The organism is Nitrospira sp. (assembly GCA_016715825.1).
Classification (GTDB): domain Bacteria; phylum Nitrospirota; class Nitrospiria; order Nitrospirales; family Nitrospiraceae; genus Nitrospira_D.
In genome coordinates this window covers 559322-575779 of record JADJXO010000001.1, presented here as the reverse complement: position 1 = coordinate 575779, position 16458 = coordinate 559322, and the positions used below count along the sequence as shown (strand labels likewise).

Sequence of the window (16458 nt, the reverse complement as noted above, 5' to 3'; positions counted from 1 at the left end):
ACACCTCACCCAACCTGGCCCTGTGCTCGAGCAGCCCGCCTGAGTGAGAGATAAAACACGTTACAGATGATCACCAGCACGATGATCGCGAGATGCGTCGCCGACTGTGCATCCATGCCGGCCACCGCCTGGCCGTTCTGACCGATCAGGCTCTCGTATTCTGCCGCGCCCCGGAGCCCGCCGATCAAGCCATTGATCTGCCCGCTTCGCAGGAGCGGATACAATCCCGGCGCCATAACGCCCGTGCAGCCGCCGCCCAGCTCGAATTTATACTTGTCCTTCCCAAAGACGTACCACTCCTCCACTCCCGGACGTCCGGCGCCTAAGTCAACCATGTACCCAACATCTTTCAGGTTGCGGACTCCATCGAGCACCGGCAACTCCTTCGTCGGCCTTCCTCCGTAGTCACTCGGAAACGCCGAGTAGAGATCCTGCCCCATGTTGATGATCACGGCTTGGCCGCCCGGGCTCCATCCAAGAAAGGCATAGTCAGTGCCGTATTCCTTCCCCATTTCCTTCGCAACTTGCGTCACAATCTGATCCGCCATACCCGTACCTGACACCCACAGTGTCATGGTGACCACACGAAGATTCTTCCGGAACGCATGGCGCAGGAGCGCAATCGCTTGCGGATACAGTTCAGGCTTGGACGCCGGATCGAAATCGATCGACAAGAGAAAGACCGACCGCTCCGGCAACGACTCGATATGATCGTACACACCACGGACCTCCGACGAAATCTTGATCGGCAAGCCGACCGGATAGAGTAACGGCAGAAGCGTACAGAGACCGATCACGAGGAAAATGATCCGCCTGTCGATCTTGAGCATGCGCTCCGATAGAGTCATGAACCGTTCCTCGTGAAGCGTGAAGCGTATCGACCAAAGGTTTCAGGTTTGAGGTTTGAGGTTTTGCACAACGTGAAACTTTGAACGTGAAACGTGGAACTCATGGGAGACGAACGACGCTTCACGTTATTCCTTTCCCCCACCCAGATACGAGCGCTCCACACCGAAAATGATCTTGAACGACAGGGCGATTGCGCCGAGACTCACGCCGATCAAAATAGCGCGGCGTACCGACGCGTTGAGCACATTCAAAATCCAGGAAGCCACATCGCCGCTCAGAGGAACCAGATACTCACCGAGCGGTACTCGCCCCATCATGACGATGACGGCCGCCACCAACAGGACTGCGGCTTCACGACTTCTCGCCCTGAAGGAACGATAGGCAGCGGACGCGATGAAGAACGCCAGGATGGCAAACATCGTCCCTTGCAAGGGGACCATCATGTAGTTGTAGACCCAGCCGAACGATGTCATGGCCCCTTCGATGCTTTCCTTCCCATTGGCCCACAGCCCGACGGCAATCGTGCCAAGCATCCCGGCATAGAGTACGAGGCTATAGCCCCACCCGGCTTCTTGGCGCCGAATCTTGACGGCATGTTGGTGGAACAAACTGGTCACCCCCAGGACCAGTGCAAACCCGCCGATGATCTGCAGCCACTTGGTCGCCGAGGTCAGCATCTGTTCGGATGCCGGATGCGGCACATAGTACTGGGCGGCAAAGAGAAGACCCGCGACCAGCGTGATCAACAGGGGGAGTTGTCGTCGAAGAACAATCATTTCACGTCACTGAGAAAGTCTAAAATAATCTGCGGCCATTCTGCACCCGTCACGGCCCCGAACGTGGCCAATCCCGTTCCTACAGCAATGGCCGTGAGGATCACGGCCTTCCCGATATCCTGCCCGCGGAGCGTCCCGATCTGAACCGGCTCCCTCGAAAGGTATGCGCTGGCCGCATAGAGCTCCTCGCCGATCAACGTGTAATCGCAGGTCGTCACGAAGAACGGCAGTTGGTGGTCCGCATCCGTGCCGGCGATTTGAATCGCCCCGGTGCTCGCGCCTGTTTCGGTGAGCAAGAGCGACTCGGCAAAGTAATGGCCCATGAAGAAGTTTGCGGCCGGCTTTTTCCTCAGCATCAGACCGTCTACCGCCGCAGCATAACTGAACTGATCCGACGTGATAAAAAAGTTTGCGTCTTCCTTAAAGAGATCAGGCTTCCCCGCTTCCAAATACGCTTGCTTCGTAATTTCCTGACAGACTGCCATCGTGATCGGTTCGCGATGAGGTACCATCAATTCCGTTTCATAGAGCGCCGCCCGTTTCGCGACTTTTCCCAAAATAACCGCGGCGGCTATCGTCGAGGGATCATGTAAGTCATGCGCGCCGGTCAAATACAGGATTGGTTTCCCCAATTCGGTGGCACGGCCGATCGCTTCATCCACCGCGTCAAGTCCGGGGATGCGGCGCAAAAAGATTTCGTTCCGCTTTGCATGACTGATTGTGTAGAAGATCAGCCCCCCGAACGAGACCGCGATGAATAGGTTATTCAGTTGGTTCCAGTTGAACCAATTCGGCGATGGAACGGCAACGATGACCGGGCTAATGATCTGCTGGTCGTTGGAGACCGTCGCCACAACTACGGCATACGACCTCCCATCTTTGAGCTCAACGTCTTTTGTGCTCCTGACCAGGACATGATGCCAGGACTTGTCGACCTCCCTTGTCCACCAGGCCGTTTCCGTGTCTTTGACATATTTAGTGTGAGCTGGAAACTCCGCCATGACCGTGAAGGTCGAGGGATCTGTCGAGGAGGCATCACCGACTAAGACCCGATACCGGACATCCGCACGATCCCACGACGCGGGAGTCCACTGTACAGTCAGGCTCCCCCCTCCGTCATTCGGCGTATCGAAGACTCTGACCTCTTGAGGAGGACCGATCTCGGTCTCAACCGCGGCGTAAGACGGTAGCGCACCGGACGCACAGAAGACCACGGCCACCAGGGGCCAGAGGAAACGGCCGGCATCACTTTCCACGAGATACGTTTCACGCTTCACGCTTCACGCCCCTTCGATCACCTCGATATTCGTCCTGGGAACAACGACTCGGTTTCCGTCCGACAGTGTTACTTCCAACACTCGCACCTCACTCTCGGTGGGAATCTTGACCAGTTCCGGCGGAAGGGCCGACACCTCGCCGATACGTCCGAACATGGGATCGCGGATGATCCGAACCGGATCACCAAGCCTGATGCCTTCATGTTGGGATCGCGCCGCGCCCTTGGCCCCTGTGCTTGCCTGGGGAACGATGATTTCAGGACGAATCACACCGGCCCTAATCTGCGTTGCCCCAGAGATCGAGGCCTGCCGACCGGCGTACGTCGCGAGGAGATTGAATGTCTTCGTCGCCATCGGAATCGTCCCGAACCCCTCCGTCAAGATCAACGTGAAGCCCACCTGCTCCGTTCCCGTGATGGCAACACCCAGGTCATACCCCAGCAACGCGCGCAGATCTTCATCGTGAATCCCTCCGACCACCAAGCCGGCTACTCCGACCGTCTTGGCCTGCTGCATCGCGTCGGCGGAAAGAAATGAACCGCCAACGACCACCTTGCCCTTCATGGCAGCAGTGAGGTGGCTCGGTATCAACGGCTCATCAGGCGCCTTCACCGCCATCACAATCTCACCCGACGTTTCTCCACCGATCCCGAAGATGCCTTGCACCAAACTGCAGGTCGTTTCGACCACGACCCCCTGCTGTGGAATGGTGTCCACGATGACACCATCTACGTAGGCCAGCAGATCGAGCACACGAGGAGGCTCGCGCAACAGGACCTGTCCCGTCACGGTCGAGACCGATTCGATCGTCCCCGCAACCGGCGAAGGAATCTCCGTCTTGAACCATGTGATCAGCGGCTTATTCTCGGCCAGGATCTCGTCCTTTTCGACCTGCTCGCCTTCCTTCTTCGTCAGGTACTCCTTGATTTCTCCCGGTGCGACGCTGAGCTGATTAGCCAGATTGACTGGAAAGACTTTTCCCGGCAATGCTGCCCTCGCCACGACATGATCAGAACGGACCGCATCGCCTACCTTCACCAGTACGTTTCCCGGTAGCGGCAACATGCGGCGGCGATGGATGACCGTATGGTCGGTAACGGTCAAGCCTGGAGTGTAGGAATGCGCCATTTCCTAAGAGCACATAGCTGAGGGCCTATAGCTGATAGCCCAATCCGCCATTAGCTTCCATTTGGATAGAGATCAACTGCTGTGAACCATTTCGTCAGAGCCGCGACGCGAGCCTGTTGCTCAGCGGGAAGTTTGAGCGGTCGCCCACGGCCATCGAGTAACAACCCGACGACCCCTCCGTAAACCTCTTTCGTCACGGCCACGCCGACTCCTGCCCCCATATTGAATCCCTTGGCAGGCTGGACTTTGATCGTGGCGGGTTGCTCGGAATCGAATGGATAGAGCCGCAGCTCTCCGAACGTCAGTTGTTCCTTCGTGGCCTGGCCGTCCGGCCAGACTATTTCGTAGTCCGCACAGACCGTTCCGTCCTTCCCCTGTCCGATCGGCGCGACACAGGTCCCAAGATAGACCATGCAGTCGCTGACGAATACGTCGGTTGCCGCCTTCTCATTGATGGTGGACAAGACGCCGAGGTGCGGCATCATAAAGATGCTATCCACGGACAATCTGGTGCAACCGGTCGGTTCATAGGCATCGACCATCATCAGCATCGATTGGGTACGGCGTGGCGCATGCGAAAGGATGCCCCCGCTCCCGACGATCAAATCCAGCTTCAACATCTCGATCAGCGATTGGCCGGACGTCTGTTGCTCGAAGACATCTGAAATCGTCCGCTCCTGCTGCACACCCTTCAGCCCTGTCGCCAGCGACTTATGGTGAATCAGAGCCAGCCGCAAGGCTTCCCTTGCAATCGCCTGTTCGATCTGCAGTTCGTCGAGTGTTTGCGGAATCGTGGTCGGACGGATCATCTTGTTTTTAATGCGGTTACGCAGCGTCTGCTCATCGATCGTAAAGGGCACCCAGCGCATGATATTGGCGAGCCCTGCCTCCGCCAGCACATTCGACACGCTGTAGGACATGCCGAGATTGGCGCTGACCGTGCGGTGGAATACGCCATCAAAGACGGAAAACACGTCCGTCGTCGCCCCACCGATATCCACACCGATCAGATTCAGATGCTCTCGTTTGGCAATCGTCTCCATAATGAGACCGACGGCAGCGGGCGTCGGCATGATCGGGGCCCCGGCCATCTCGATCAGCTTTTTGTAGCCGGGAGCTTGTTGCATGACGTGTTCGAGGAACAGGTCATGAATCTTGTTGCGTGCCGGAGCCAGGTTCTCTCGTTCCAAGACCGGCCGGATATTGTCCGTCACCACCAGCGCCGACTTGTCTTCGAGGATTTTCTTGACCTGTGGTTGCACGTCCTTATTCCCTGCATAGATCAAGGGCAACTTGTACGTCACACCGAACCGTGGCCGAGGCTCAGCCGCCGCCACATATTCGGCCATCTCCACGACATGCGTCACCGCCCCCCCATCGGTTCCTCCCGACATCAGGATCATGTCCGGCCTCATGGAGCGGATGCGCTCGATCTTTTCGTGCGGCAAGCGGCCATCGTTGGCCGCCAACACATCGATGACGATCGCCCCAGCCCCCAGCGCCGCGCGCTGCGCGCTTTCACCCGTCATGTTCTGCACCACACCGGTCACCATCATCTGCAACCCCCCCCCGGCACTGCTGGTAGAGACGTAGATGTCCACCCCCGTCTTGTCGTCACGACAGGGAGTGATGATCTGGTCACCCTCCAAAATCTTGCGCCCTGAAAGTTCCTCGATCTCCGCGATGGCGTTCAACACACCACGTGTCACGTCCTCGAACGGCGCTTCGACCGTCGTCGGCGCCTCGCCTCGGTACGTTTGCCGGTAGGTATCTCCGATTTTTTCAATGAGGATGGCTTTGGTGGTCGTGCTGCCGCAGTCGGTGGCGACGATGACATTGAGCGGACGATCGGTCTTAGCCGGCTCCTGAGAAATCATCGGCAACCAACCGAACTAGGACCGCGTCGCTTGTCGTTCGTGAAGCGTGACGCGCAAGATGGATAGAACGAACCACACTTTACGAGATACGCTTTACAGCGTCGAGTCATTGAGCCGTTGCTCCCTTTGGAGCAGACTTGGCATCAATGAGGGTGATCAGCCGAGTGATGGTGTCCCGGCGTTCAAGTAACCGCGCCACCTGTTCGACTTCTTTGACGTTACACGCGCAATCGATGATCGGCGTCAAGAAATGGAGAGCCTGACTGCCCAGAAAATTCATCGGCCCCATCGATTCCAAAAACATCGTGGCCGGAGTCGCCATCCCACGCTTGACGATCGTCTCGGCAATTCGTTCGAGTAGTTGGACATCTTCAATGGTCAGAGATTGAAACGCCGGTTGAACGGCAAACGCATGGCGCAGTCCAGCTCGCAAACCGGCGAGTTTTTCGACTGCATGTCCCTTGAAGAACGATCGCATACGTGCAGGTCGGATAAGGAAAACGACGAACGGGTCGCATTATATGAAGGGGGTACAAGAGAGTCAATTCGATGGTCGACCCTATGACCGTTGTTCCCACATCGCCTTGCAGCTTCCAGGCATTCATGATACTCAAAAGCATGCAACAGCGGGAATCTCTCCACACACCTCGTGAACTTGATCGGACGATCACGGAAGTGATGACTCGTCATCCGTCGGTAGTATTGGCTATTTTGTTCGGATCGACAGCTAAGGATCGCGCTCGCAACGATAGTGATCTGGATATCGCGGTTGCAACTACGACCCCACTTACTCCTCAGACGCATATCGCCGTCATTGAAGACCTTGCCTTAGCCGTCGGTCGCCCGGTGGATCTCATAGATCTTGATCGGGCTCACAACCCATTGCTCCGGCAGATCCTGACTAGGGGACGCAAAGTACTGTGTCACGATCGAACACGCTACGCCGAACTCATTCTGCGTATGGTCTATGAAGAAGCGGACGTCATGCCCTACTACCGCCGCATCTTGTCTGAGAGACGCAAAGCATGGATCGGGACCTAGTCGCCTTCTTCATGAGCAATTCTGCTGTACTAGTTGATTTTCCGCTGCGGACTCTCGGCTGAGCAACAGGTCGTTCTGCATGGCACAAGGGGCTATATTTGGCCATGAAGTTTGAGTGGGATCCGCGCAAAGCCGAAATCAATCTTCGTAAGCACGGAATCTCGTTCGACGAAGCGGCTTCGGTATTTCTGGACCGACTGGCTCTTTCAGGCCCTGACCCGGATCACTCCATCGGCGAGCTGCGGTATATTACCTTTGGAATGTCCCGATTAAGTCGGCTACTCGTTGTCTCACACACCTATCGACCAGACGCCATTCGAATCATCAACGCCCGCCGCATGACACGCAATGAAAGGAAATTATATGAAGAAGGATAAAGACGACACACGTTCGGAGTACAAGCGCTCGGACTTTACAAAACTTGAAAGAGGGAAATTTTACTCGGCAGTAGCTGCAGGGTCTTCGGTCGTCCTGTTAGAGCCGGCCATTGCCAAGGCGTTTCCCAACTCAAAGGCAGTCAATGAAGCATTGGCTGGGTTACTCGTGTTAACTGAAAAGACAGCACGCATAACGCGACGCTCAACCCGGACACGGAGAAAAACTTCGCGTACTGCTTAGCCCTGCCGTGCGTTAATTCATTCCATAGGACTAGCCCTCTTCATGAGAACAACTTGGCCTAGTCCTCACGGCAGAACGTTTGGCCTCTCTTAGGACAACTGAGAGCAACTCCTCGCACAACTCGGTTACTCAGCACACGTCAGCATCGTCGCTACGTAATGTTCTTCCTGATCACCTGAAACACCGGGCTAAGCAGCCTCCCCACCTTCCGAAATATTTTTCTCACTCCGCGTTTACACAGACCAGCCACCCACGTCTAAAGACTAGAGCTGTACAGAGTTCTGGAATCTTACAGGGAGGTGAGACGTGATCATGCGCGTGCTGAAACGACCGGTCGTCTTGGTGGCTCTAACCGTCGCTCTGGGGGGAATGCTCTATGAAGGAAGTGCCAAACCAGCTGCAGCGGAAGGGCTCTTCGATGACATGAATATTGGGCTCTTCTCTATTGGTGGTCGTGCGACCTATTTCGATCCGAAAAACGGAGACGAGAACTGGTTTGGCGGCGGTCAGGTCCGCATTCATCCATTCCACTTTCTTGCCGTTGAAGGTTCGGTCGACTATCGTAGAACAGAAATCAACTCTACCAAGGTCCGAACCTTTCCGGTGCAAGGCTCAGTATTGCTCTATCCATTTGGCATGAAACGACTTTCTCCCTTTATTCTAGGCGGGGCCGGGTGGTACTTCACGAACGTCGAGGGTCCCGGCGACTTCGACAAGACACAACATCGGTTCGGCGCACACGCGGGAGGAGGACTCCAGCTCTTTCTCACCGAATATGTCTCGCTCGATGGAACCTATCGACATATCTGGCTTGAGAAAATCGAGTCGAAGGATGCATCCCTGCGCGATAAGCGATTTGAGGACAATGGGCATATGGTGACCTTTGGTCTGAATGTGCACTTTTAACCTCGCATCACGTTGAGGCGACCATCGGACCTGTGAGGGATAGAGCTTCAACCAGCCTATTGCAATTCTTAATCAGGTCGTGTCCAGTCGCCTACTTCGCCCCACACACCCTCACCTTAAGAGACTGCAAAAAGCTCCTCACCTACCCCGCACAGTTATAACCGTCGGTGTAACAAGCCGACGCGGTGCTTTAGAGAGCGTTGACAAGTGCTGCCGCACACGTAAGAATCACTACCCAGCCAAGGATGAGAACTCTACGAATCAGAGTACTCCGTGGCGACACGTATCACCCAGATCTTGAAATTGAGACGACGTAGATGACTGCTGCCAGGACCGCCAAAGAACGATTGATTCAGACGTTCAAGTTCCTGAAGGGTCTGAACGAACTTCGCAATCCCGTGGTCCGCGATTTGTCCGGGTCGGATGTCATGCGTATCGATAGCTGGCCCCTGCATCCCTGTGTGTGGGTCCGACGCGGCGACCGCACAGAAGATGAGACCAATGACACGGCAGACGTCGAATTGGAAGCACTCATTCGGATCCAACGAGCTCGATTGACGCCCTGCCCAGGGCCACCTTCACCTTTAGAGGGCTGGCTCAAGCCTGGATGGCAGTCAGTAGAGGGAGAGGTCCAGGTCGTGGAGTTCCGTCATGTTCGACCCAAGGACAAACAGCCCAGCACCGTTGCCCTGACCGATGACCCGGAACGCCTCGAAGCCTTGAACGCGTGGCGTCTCGTACGGACGAAGTGGGCTGAGGCAGAGCGGCCGGCGATTGCGGCACGTCATCTATTCGACCGCATTCATGCACTGTGGACCATGATACAGCGCGAAGGCGACCAGGTAGACCTTGTCCTTGCGGATGGGATGCTCAGCGTTGCGGAACACAGTATCCACCATCCGGTGCTCATGCAGCGAATCCATCTGGAATTCGACCCGCTGTTACCAGAATTTCGCTTCAACACCGGGACGGAAAAAGTAGAGTTGCACCGCGCCCTGCTTCGACTCGTACCGAGCATTGAAGGCCGGCTGATTGCTCATTTCGACAAAGAGTTGGAAGAGCAGCCGGTGGAACCGCTCGGCGGCGCGAGCACAGAAAGCTTCTACCGTCGACTTGTGCAGGGGCTGTTCCATGACGGTGAGTTCCTCGACAGCAAGATGCGTGGCTCGGTACCCACACAGCCGAGCATGTGGCGCGAACCACTCTTGTACCTCCGTCCACGGACGGCTGGGCTGAGCACCACCCTCGACTACATCCTGGAGGATTTGGACAACAAGGACACGGAACCCCCCGAGGGACTCTCGCGTATCGTGGGCGTGGAGACCACGGCCACATCCGAAATTCCCATACACGGTGATGGCGAGGGGCCAGAGGTCCCGGATGAACCGGAGCCGGATATCCTGTTTAGCAAACCGGCAAACGCAGAACAGTACGACATTGCAGCGAGATTGACGACGGCGAAGTCCGTACTCGTGCAAGGCCCACCAGGCACGGGTAAAACGCACACCATTGCGAATCTGCTGGGCTACCTCCTCTCGCAGGGAAAATCCGTGTTGGTGACCGCCCACACGACGAAGGCGTTGCGGGTGTTGCGGCGGCAGGTCGACGAGGCGCTCCAACCATTGGCCCTCAGTGTTCTTGAAAGCGACGCGGAAAGTCAGGCACAGCTTTCGACAGCGGCACAGGATATTGCCGACCGGCTCTCACGTTCCGATGCGGCAAGCTTGCGACGCGAAGCCGGGTTGCTCCGCGACAAACGGCGAACGTTGCTCCACGATAAAGATACGTTGCGTCGGCAACTCCGGGATGCCCGGTTCAGTGAAATCGAAGAGATTGTGCACGGTGGCGAAGGGTTCAACCCTATCGATGTCGCGCGGCGGGTGAAGGCAGATACCGAACGAGATGGGTGGATTCCAGGACCGCTTCAACCTGGGATGGTGTGTCCGCTCACGGACGCCGAGGTTCGGCGCCTGTACGCTTCACAAGACACCCTTGCGCCGGAAGACGAGGCACAACTTTCGGTGCCTCAACCGGCGCTGGCGGAGCTCGTGAGACCGGCTGATTTCCGCCTCCTCGCGACGGAGCGAGCGAGCGCAGATGTCCGCGCGCAAGCGCACCGGCCCGACCTGTGGAACGGTCACGCTGTAGCCAATTACACTACGACCCAGCTTCAGGACCTTCATCAGCGCGTGCGGCAGGCGGCGGCGATACTGGCCGAAGAACAGACCTGGCTACGCGAAGTCCTGTTCGCCGGTTGGACTGGTGGGGAATTACAAGAAGCCTGGCAAGACCTCCTGGCAGTTGTGGAGACGTTGGCACATGAATCTGGAACGGCTCACCGCCTCATGATGGCGCATGGACCCGAGCTCCCACCAGATCGCTCGCTGGATGAAGCAGCATCGATGCTCGGCGACATGGTGGCCTTCCTGGAAGGAGGCGGATCATTCGGTTTGAAGACGAAACTCACTCGTCGGGCCTGGCATCTGCTCATCGAATCCTGCCGCGTAGAAGGTCGTGAGCCACGCACTCTGGATGAGTTTCGTGCCTTGCATGCGAGGGCGCAGTTGGAGAAGAGCCGGAACCGTTTTGCCGCCCGCTGGCGCCGGGCCGTGGAAAGCCTCGAGGGGCCGGCGGTTGAAAGCCTCGGACGTTCACCGGAACGCGCGGCTCAAGGATACGCGGCAGAAATACGCAGGCGTCTTGAATGGCGTGGAGCGGTCTGGGAGCCACTGATTGAAGAACTGCGCACGGCGGGCTTTCATTGGGACACGTGGCTGGCTGCCCATCCCCCTGTACCAGGCGATCATGGTGAGTTGGCGCGCGTACAACGTGCTGGGTCCCATGGGTTGGCGGAGATTGTCGAGGCGCAGGCCGCGCTGCTCCGGCAAGCAGAGTTATCGGCAGCCTTACAGGCGCAACGGACCTATCTCACAGGGTTCCCAGAGAGTGCTGTTGCATCACGACTGCTCCAAGCCCAGGACGCCTGGGACGTCGACAACTACGAGGGCCTCTCGATGGAGATCGCCCGGCTCGAAGGTCTCCGCAACGTTTACGACAACCGTCTGACTCTCCTGGCAAAGTTGGAACCAACCGCGCCTGCATGGGCACAGGCCGTCGCCAAACGCCACATGCCACACGACCATTCGCAACCGGCGGGCAATGCGGAGGCAGCCTGGCGATGGCGGCAGTGGCTTCAAGAGTTGGAACGGCGCGCGGCCGTTTCGATGACGGATCTTCAAGGACGGCTCGACCGAATGGAAGAGGAGTTACGGCACGTCGCCGGAAGGATTATCGAGTACGAGACATGGGCGGCACAGCGTGATCGCACCGCATTACACACGCAGCAGGCCTTGATGGGCTTTGTGCAGACGATTCATAAAGTCGGCAAGGGAACCGGAAAGCGCGTGCCGGAATTAATGCGCCGGGTACGAGAACTTCTCGTTTCAGCACGCCGCGCAGTCCCGGTGTGGATCATGCCGTTGAATCGCGTGTATGAGAGCTTTGATCCGCGCACTACGAAGTTCGACGTGGTGATCATCGATGAAGCCAGCCAGAGCGATGTGACCGCGCTCGCGGCACTCTATCTCGGACACGAGCACGTCGTGGTGGGCGACAAAGAGCAGGTCACGCCCGATGCCGTGGGTCAGCGGCTGGATGAGGTGCAACGGCTCATTGCCACCGACCTCCAAGGTATCCCGAATAGTCACCTGTACGACGGACAGACATCTATTTATGACCTCGCAGAAACTGCCTTCGGCAGCGTGATCGCCCTACGCGAGCATTTCCGCTGCGTGCCTGAGATCATCGAGTTCTGCAATCAGCTTTCCTACAGTCACGCGATTCGTCCGCTGCGTGAGCCGCTGTCGGCGAGCCTCCGCCCCGCTCTCGTGGCGCATCACGTGCAAGGTTTCCGTGACGGCCAAGGCAAGATCAACCGGGTCGAGGCCGAGGAGATTGCGTCGTTAGTTTGCGCATGCCTGAATGATCCGGCCTATGCCCGGAACGAATCCAGGCGTCCGACGAGCTTCGGCATCATTTCGCTGGTCGGTGATGAGCAGGCGCTACTGATTGAGAATGTGCTTCGGCAGCGGTTGCCACCGGATGTGCTTGAAAAGCATCGCTTACTCTGCGGAAATGCCGCACAGTTTCAGGGCGACGAACGAGATGTCGTCTTCCTCTCAATGGTCGATGGACCGCCGGACCACGGCCAACTGTCTTGTCGTGACGCCGGACCGAAGGACCTCTACAAGAAACGCTACAACGTCGCGGTGAGTCGTGCGCGCAATCAACTTTGGGTCGTGCATTCACTCGACCCGGACACTCATCTTAAAGACGGCGATCTCCGCCGCCGACTCATCCAGCATGCACGCGATCCGCAAGCCATTCTTCGAGCGAAGGAGGATTACGGCAAGCAGACTGATTCAGTGTTTGAAACCGAGGTACTCCAACGACTGCTCGCAGCCGGGTACCAAGTGCAGCCACAGTGGCCGGTCGGTGCGTTCCGAATTGCACTCGTTGTGGAAGGAACAAGACGACGCCTTGCAGTGGAATGCGACGGCGAGAAGTGGCACACACCGGAGCAGCTTCAGCGTGACCTCGAACGGCAGGCGATTCTTGAACGGCTTGGCTGGGTCTTCGTCCGCATCCGCGGCAGCGTCTTCTTCCGCGCCCCCGAGACTGCCATGGCACCGGTACTTTCGAAATTCAATCAGCTTGGCATTGAGCCAATGGGGAAAGGCGAACCCCACGAGTCCAATCGCGTTGAGCCCTTAGTTGATAGAATCAAAAGGGCAGCTGAAAAGATCCGCCAAGACTGGGCCAATGAACCGATGGCGCTCGGTGAGAATAGTGAACATGAGTATGCAACCCAATCCGCAGGCAACTCAACCGAACCGGCTTGATCACCGAGCCAATGAGCCGTCGTGTGACTTCTCTCGGTGGAATGGGCCACCACAGGATGCTCGGAAAATTGAGGTCAGAATGGTGTTCGTGAACGCCAAAATGACGTGAGCGGCTCTCTCGAAATGGCACTCTGACCATGATTTCCTACCGACTTCTAAAGGGCCATGACTCGCATCCCACTACCATCGATAACAAGTATGGAACCGTGTAATGCTCACCCATTTCCATTCCAGATCAGCTATCAGACACTTGAGTTCCTGCAGGGGACGCTCTTCTACGCAGCCTTTGCAGACATGGCCGCAGGTCAGCAAGTCCGACGCTCTGGGGGGTTGAATGAAGTCGAAAACATGATGAGGGGTAGTGGTCTGGAATCAACAACGCTTAATCAAGGTTGGAATATCCTTCAGAAGTACAAGATAGTGTTTGAGGGATCAGTGTACCAAGCCGCCCTCATCGCTATGAACTCTCATTGGGACTGGTACGTTCGTCGGCTTGCAGCCTTTATCCGATTTTCTAGAAGCCATCTGAACCTACCTCCACTAAGCAAGGACAAAGAGTCTAATCTAGCACGCGCCGACTTTCTCCCAATGGCAGATCAACTGTGCATTATCCAAGATTCAACAGGCATAGAGCTTCTTCTTTCAGAGTCCGACACGGCTGAGCTGTCTGAAATGACCCTGGTACGAAATATCGGTCTACATAATCGGTGGGAGTGTGATGAGATTTATTTGCGCAAAACGCACAAGGCAGGGGCTTTCTGTTGGCGACCTCCGCTTTGTCACACCAGATGAATTACAGCGTTGGCATTCGTTGCTCACAAAGGTCATCAAGCATTCTTCGGCTGAACTTGCCAAGGTTTACCGCCAGGTTCCAATCACCGAAATCTGACAAACGATTCTACGCCGAGCACCAACATCTACCTCTTCACTTACTCAACGTGAACAAACCACCACGAAGATCGTTGACAAGATATTGATTCCGCGCAAGAATCTCTCGTCAGATTTCAATTCACCTGGACTTACCATACTGGTAAGCATATTCAGCAGTTAATCATCTTGGCCGATCTCGATCCATGGCAACTCTCAATCCTGGTCGCGACAGCAGGCAGTCTAGGGTCGCTAACCATTACCCTGGTGTGAGTGGTACTTCGTCTCAGGATTTCAGTCATCTTGCTAAACTACTATTCCAGACATCTGCTGAATACGCCAAGAATGCTGACGGCAACTGCTCTATTTACACACTGGCAGGTATTCCAATTCTATTCAGCGCCTTGCACTGTCTACTAATTGAACTCAATGCTGGAATGTGGGCTAATTCCCACTTCGACAAAACTACGCTGGTGGAACTGGCTAAATCCGGGAATGACGTTTCCGTAATTGCTAAGTGTTATCCAACATTCCCTGACAAGCTCAGACAAAAGCTTGACCTGTTGATCCAAGTCAGGCACGAAATCCTTCATCCCGCGCACAGGCCAGGACCTGAGGAAAAGAATAATACACCGGAATATCTTGTCTCGTTAAGAGAAGCTGGCTTACTCCAAAGCACAGGGAATGATGTCGATTACATTTGGCTCAGCCAGCTACAGTCACACCGGTTGTTTCGATGGGCCTTCAATATCGTGAGAGATACCGTTGACACCCTGCTTCGCCTGCACGACTTCCATGCGGACATGACCGCAGGAATACTTCAATCGTACTCAACCGACGAGACCATTGACGCGAGTCTATAAATTTTCCGTTCGAAGAAAAGAGGACCAGAGTGCTACTATATTCGCGAACGCCCTATTCGGATGAGTGCTTCTCAAAATTATATTTTGGACCTGTTTTTCTCACACTCCTCTCATCACCGGTTATCGGCCAGTCCCCGACCGATGGCAGGACGGATTCATGAGCAGGCATACATGAAGAAACACCGGCGAACGAAACTTATTCACCAGGGACGCTATCTGGCCGAAGTCGACGTTGAACTGTTAGTAACCGATGACGAGTGGTCCCCCTACCTATCGGTCGAAGACGCCTACAAGCTCGATGATGTGCGTGAAGCGTTAAAAAATGGAGACACCGCGACAGCTGCGCGGTACGGTCGTGTGTTCGCTCTGACTCCCATTGCCGTCTAACCTTTGCTACCAGATGACATAGCGATGATGACGGTCATCACACGATGGCAGCGAATTCGATCCCACCATCACAGACCATTCGAGATGTTGTGGCTGGGTCGGAGTCGACAATGAACGCGCATTCGGCCACAGCTGGAAAGACTGCGAACGGCTCCTCGCCCAGTTTGGCTACCCCGCACAAATCAGCATCGTCGCCCGATATTTTCCCGTAAGATACTTCGATGCGGCCCCATAGAAAGCGTTGACAAGTAATTGAACGCGCGCAAGAATCACACGCCAGTCTTCAGTAGCTCCGTGTACTTTGACGGTCAGTATACTCAATAGTTAAACGGCTGGGATCTACCTCCAAACCGATGCCTAGTTTGAAGGACATCATGATGGAATTTATGACCGCATATCCAATGTGGGCCAAGGTTACGGTGATTACTCTGATAGTACTGCAGTTAATCATTTCGGTGTTTGCGCATGGTAAGACTGGTGAACCGGATGTTGGCGATGCGTTTACAATTACTCCGGTTGAGGCTCAAGGCAAGAATATCTACAAGCGCGCAGATGATGTTAGCGGCTTGGAGACCGAGAACTTCTTCGTAAAGGTTGAGTTCAACCTCTGGTCGAAATTCAAGATTGAACTAATCAACATTGACCTTCAGTACGATGTGCCCGCGATGTTTGGCGACAAGAGGATAGCGTTGGATGGCAAGGCTGACGGGAAGTATGAGCAGCTTGACGGGTCGAACAGACTCATCTCCCGAAGACAGATCCCGGCGGCGAGTACGGTCAACATATTTGCTTCTCAGCAGTTTGTCTCGAGATACGGACGTTCGGCGGACTACCGCGTAGTTACAGTCGCCATTGAATTTGCTGGCGAAAACTGGAACGGCAGTCGCGTTCTAAAGGCCTCTGGCCCGCTTGCTACAGGTGGCAAGTGGCAGATATCAAGCGTCGCCATAAACAAGAGCCCGTGAAAT

The 16458-nt window shown here is 55.8% G+C and carries 13 protein-coding genes; 7 read left to right on the top strand and 6 right to left on the bottom strand.

Going from position 1 to position 16458, the window contains the following annotated elements; genetic code table 11:
- Nucleotides 1–5 precede the first annotated feature (5 nt).
- The 6 genes from IPM58_02800 to IPM58_02775 form a co-directional block, all read right to left on the bottom strand.
- Entirely contained in the window at nucleotides 6–848 is an 843-nt protein-coding gene (locus IPM58_02800; protein ID MBK9306026.1) for a hypothetical protein, read from the bottom strand.
- A gap of 126 nt (nucleotides 849–974) precedes the next feature.
- Nucleotides 975–1625 (bottom strand): hypothetical protein, encoded by a 651-nt coding sequence (locus IPM58_02795; GenBank protein ID MBK9306025.1) that lies wholly within the window; start codon nucleotides 1623–1625, stop codon nucleotides 975–977.
- Nucleotides 1622–2881 carry a hypothetical protein gene (locus IPM58_02790; GenBank protein MBK9306024.1) on the bottom strand — a complete coding sequence of 420 codons (1260 nt, stop codon included), beginning with the start codon at nucleotides 2879–2881 and terminating at the stop codon, nucleotides 1622–1624. The genes IPM58_02795 and IPM58_02790 overlap by 4 nt, the downstream gene beginning before the upstream one ends.
- A gap of 24 nt (nucleotides 2882–2905) precedes the next feature.
- Entirely contained in the window at nucleotides 2906–4030 is a 1125-nt protein-coding gene (locus IPM58_02785) for a hypothetical protein (GenBank protein ID MBK9306023.1), read from the bottom strand.
- A gap of 50 nt (nucleotides 4031–4080) precedes the next feature.
- Nucleotides 4081–5907: a glutamate mutase L gene (locus IPM58_02780; GenBank protein ID MBK9306022.1), complete on the bottom strand. Its 1827-nt coding sequence runs from the start codon at nucleotides 5905–5907 to the stop codon at nucleotides 4081–4083.
- A gap of 106 nt (nucleotides 5908–6013) precedes the next feature.
- Nucleotides 6014–6385, bottom strand: coding sequence for a hypothetical protein (locus IPM58_02775; GenBank protein ID MBK9306021.1), 372 nt, complete (start codon nucleotides 6383–6385; stop codon nucleotides 6014–6016).
- A gap of 140 nt (nucleotides 6386–6525) precedes the next feature.
- Between IPM58_02775 and IPM58_02770 the strand changes: the two genes are divergently transcribed.
- The 7 genes from IPM58_02770 to IPM58_02740 all read left to right on the top strand — a co-directional run bounded on the left by IPM58_02770 (nucleotide 6526) and on the right by IPM58_02740 (nucleotide 16455).
- Nucleotides 6526–6948: a nucleotidyltransferase domain-containing protein gene (locus IPM58_02770; protein MBK9306020.1), complete on the top strand. Its 423-nt coding sequence runs from the start codon at nucleotides 6526–6528 to the stop codon at nucleotides 6946–6948.
- Between the two features lie 104 nt (nucleotides 6949–7052).
- Nucleotides 7053–7325, top strand: coding sequence for a BrnT family toxin (locus IPM58_02765; GenBank protein ID MBK9306019.1), 273 nt, complete (start codon nucleotides 7053–7055; stop codon nucleotides 7323–7325).
- 547 nt (nucleotides 7326–7872) lie between these two features.
- A complete protein-coding gene (locus IPM58_02760; protein ID MBK9306018.1) occupies nucleotides 7873–8472 on the top strand; it encodes a porin family protein in 600 nt (199 codons plus the stop codon).
- 317 nt (nucleotides 8473–8789) lie between these two features.
- Nucleotides 8790–13373 carry an AAA family ATPase gene (locus tag IPM58_02755; GenBank protein ID MBK9306017.1) on the top strand — a complete coding sequence of 1528 codons (4584 nt, stop codon included), beginning with the start codon at nucleotides 8790–8792 and terminating at the stop codon, nucleotides 13371–13373.
- A 1073-nt stretch (nucleotides 13374–14446) separates the two neighbouring features.
- Nucleotides 14447–15103 carry a hypothetical protein gene (locus IPM58_02750; GenBank protein MBK9306016.1) on the top strand — a complete coding sequence of 219 codons (657 nt, stop codon included), beginning with the start codon at nucleotides 14447–14449 and terminating at the stop codon, nucleotides 15101–15103.
- Nucleotides 15104–15274: 171 nt separating this feature from the next.
- Nucleotides 15275–15490 carry a hypothetical protein gene (locus IPM58_02745; GenBank protein MBK9306015.1) on the top strand — a complete coding sequence of 72 codons (216 nt, stop codon included), beginning with the start codon at nucleotides 15275–15277 and terminating at the stop codon, nucleotides 15488–15490.
- 374 nt (nucleotides 15491–15864) lie between these two features.
- A complete protein-coding gene (locus IPM58_02740; protein ID MBK9306014.1) occupies nucleotides 15865–16455 on the top strand; it encodes a hypothetical protein in 591 nt (196 codons plus the stop codon).
- Nucleotides 16456–16458 lie beyond the last annotated feature (3 nt).

Coding starts and splice junctions, on each gene's coding strand:
- IPM58_02800 (MBK9306026.1), bottom strand. CDS start 848: ATGACTCTATCGGAGCGCATGCTCAAGATCGACAGGCGGATCATTTTC.
- IPM58_02795 (MBK9306025.1), bottom strand. CDS start 1,625: ATGATTGTTCTTCGACGACAACTCCCCCTGTTGATCACGCTGGTCGCG.
- IPM58_02785 (MBK9306023.1), bottom strand. CDS start 4,030: ATGGCGCATTCCTACACTCCAGGCTTGACCGTTACCGACCATACGGTC.
- IPM58_02780 (MBK9306022.1), bottom strand. CDS start 5,907: ATGATTTCTCAGGAGCCGGCTAAGACCGATCGTCCGCTCAATGTCATC.
- IPM58_02775 (MBK9306021.1), bottom strand. CDS start 6,385: ATGCGATCGTTCTTCAAGGGACATGCAGTCGAAAAACTCGCCGGTTTG.
- IPM58_02770 (MBK9306020.1), top strand. CDS start 6,526: ATGCAACAGCGGGAATCTCTCCACACACCTCGTGAACTTGATCGGACG.
- IPM58_02765 (MBK9306019.1), top strand. CDS start 7,053: ATGAAGTTTGAGTGGGATCCGCGCAAAGCCGAAATCAATCTTCGTAAG.
- IPM58_02755 (MBK9306017.1), top strand. CDS start 8,790: ATGACTGCTGCCAGGACCGCCAAAGAACGATTGATTCAGACGTTCAAG.
- IPM58_02750 (MBK9306016.1), top strand. CDS start 14,447: ATGGCAACTCTCAATCCTGGTCGCGACAGCAGGCAGTCTAGGGTCGCT.
- IPM58_02745 (MBK9306015.1), top strand. CDS start 15,275: ATGAAGAAACACCGGCGAACGAAACTTATTCACCAGGGACGCTATCTG.
- IPM58_02740 (MBK9306014.1), top strand. CDS start 15,865: ATGATGGAATTTATGACCGCATATCCAATGTGGGCCAAGGTTACGGTG.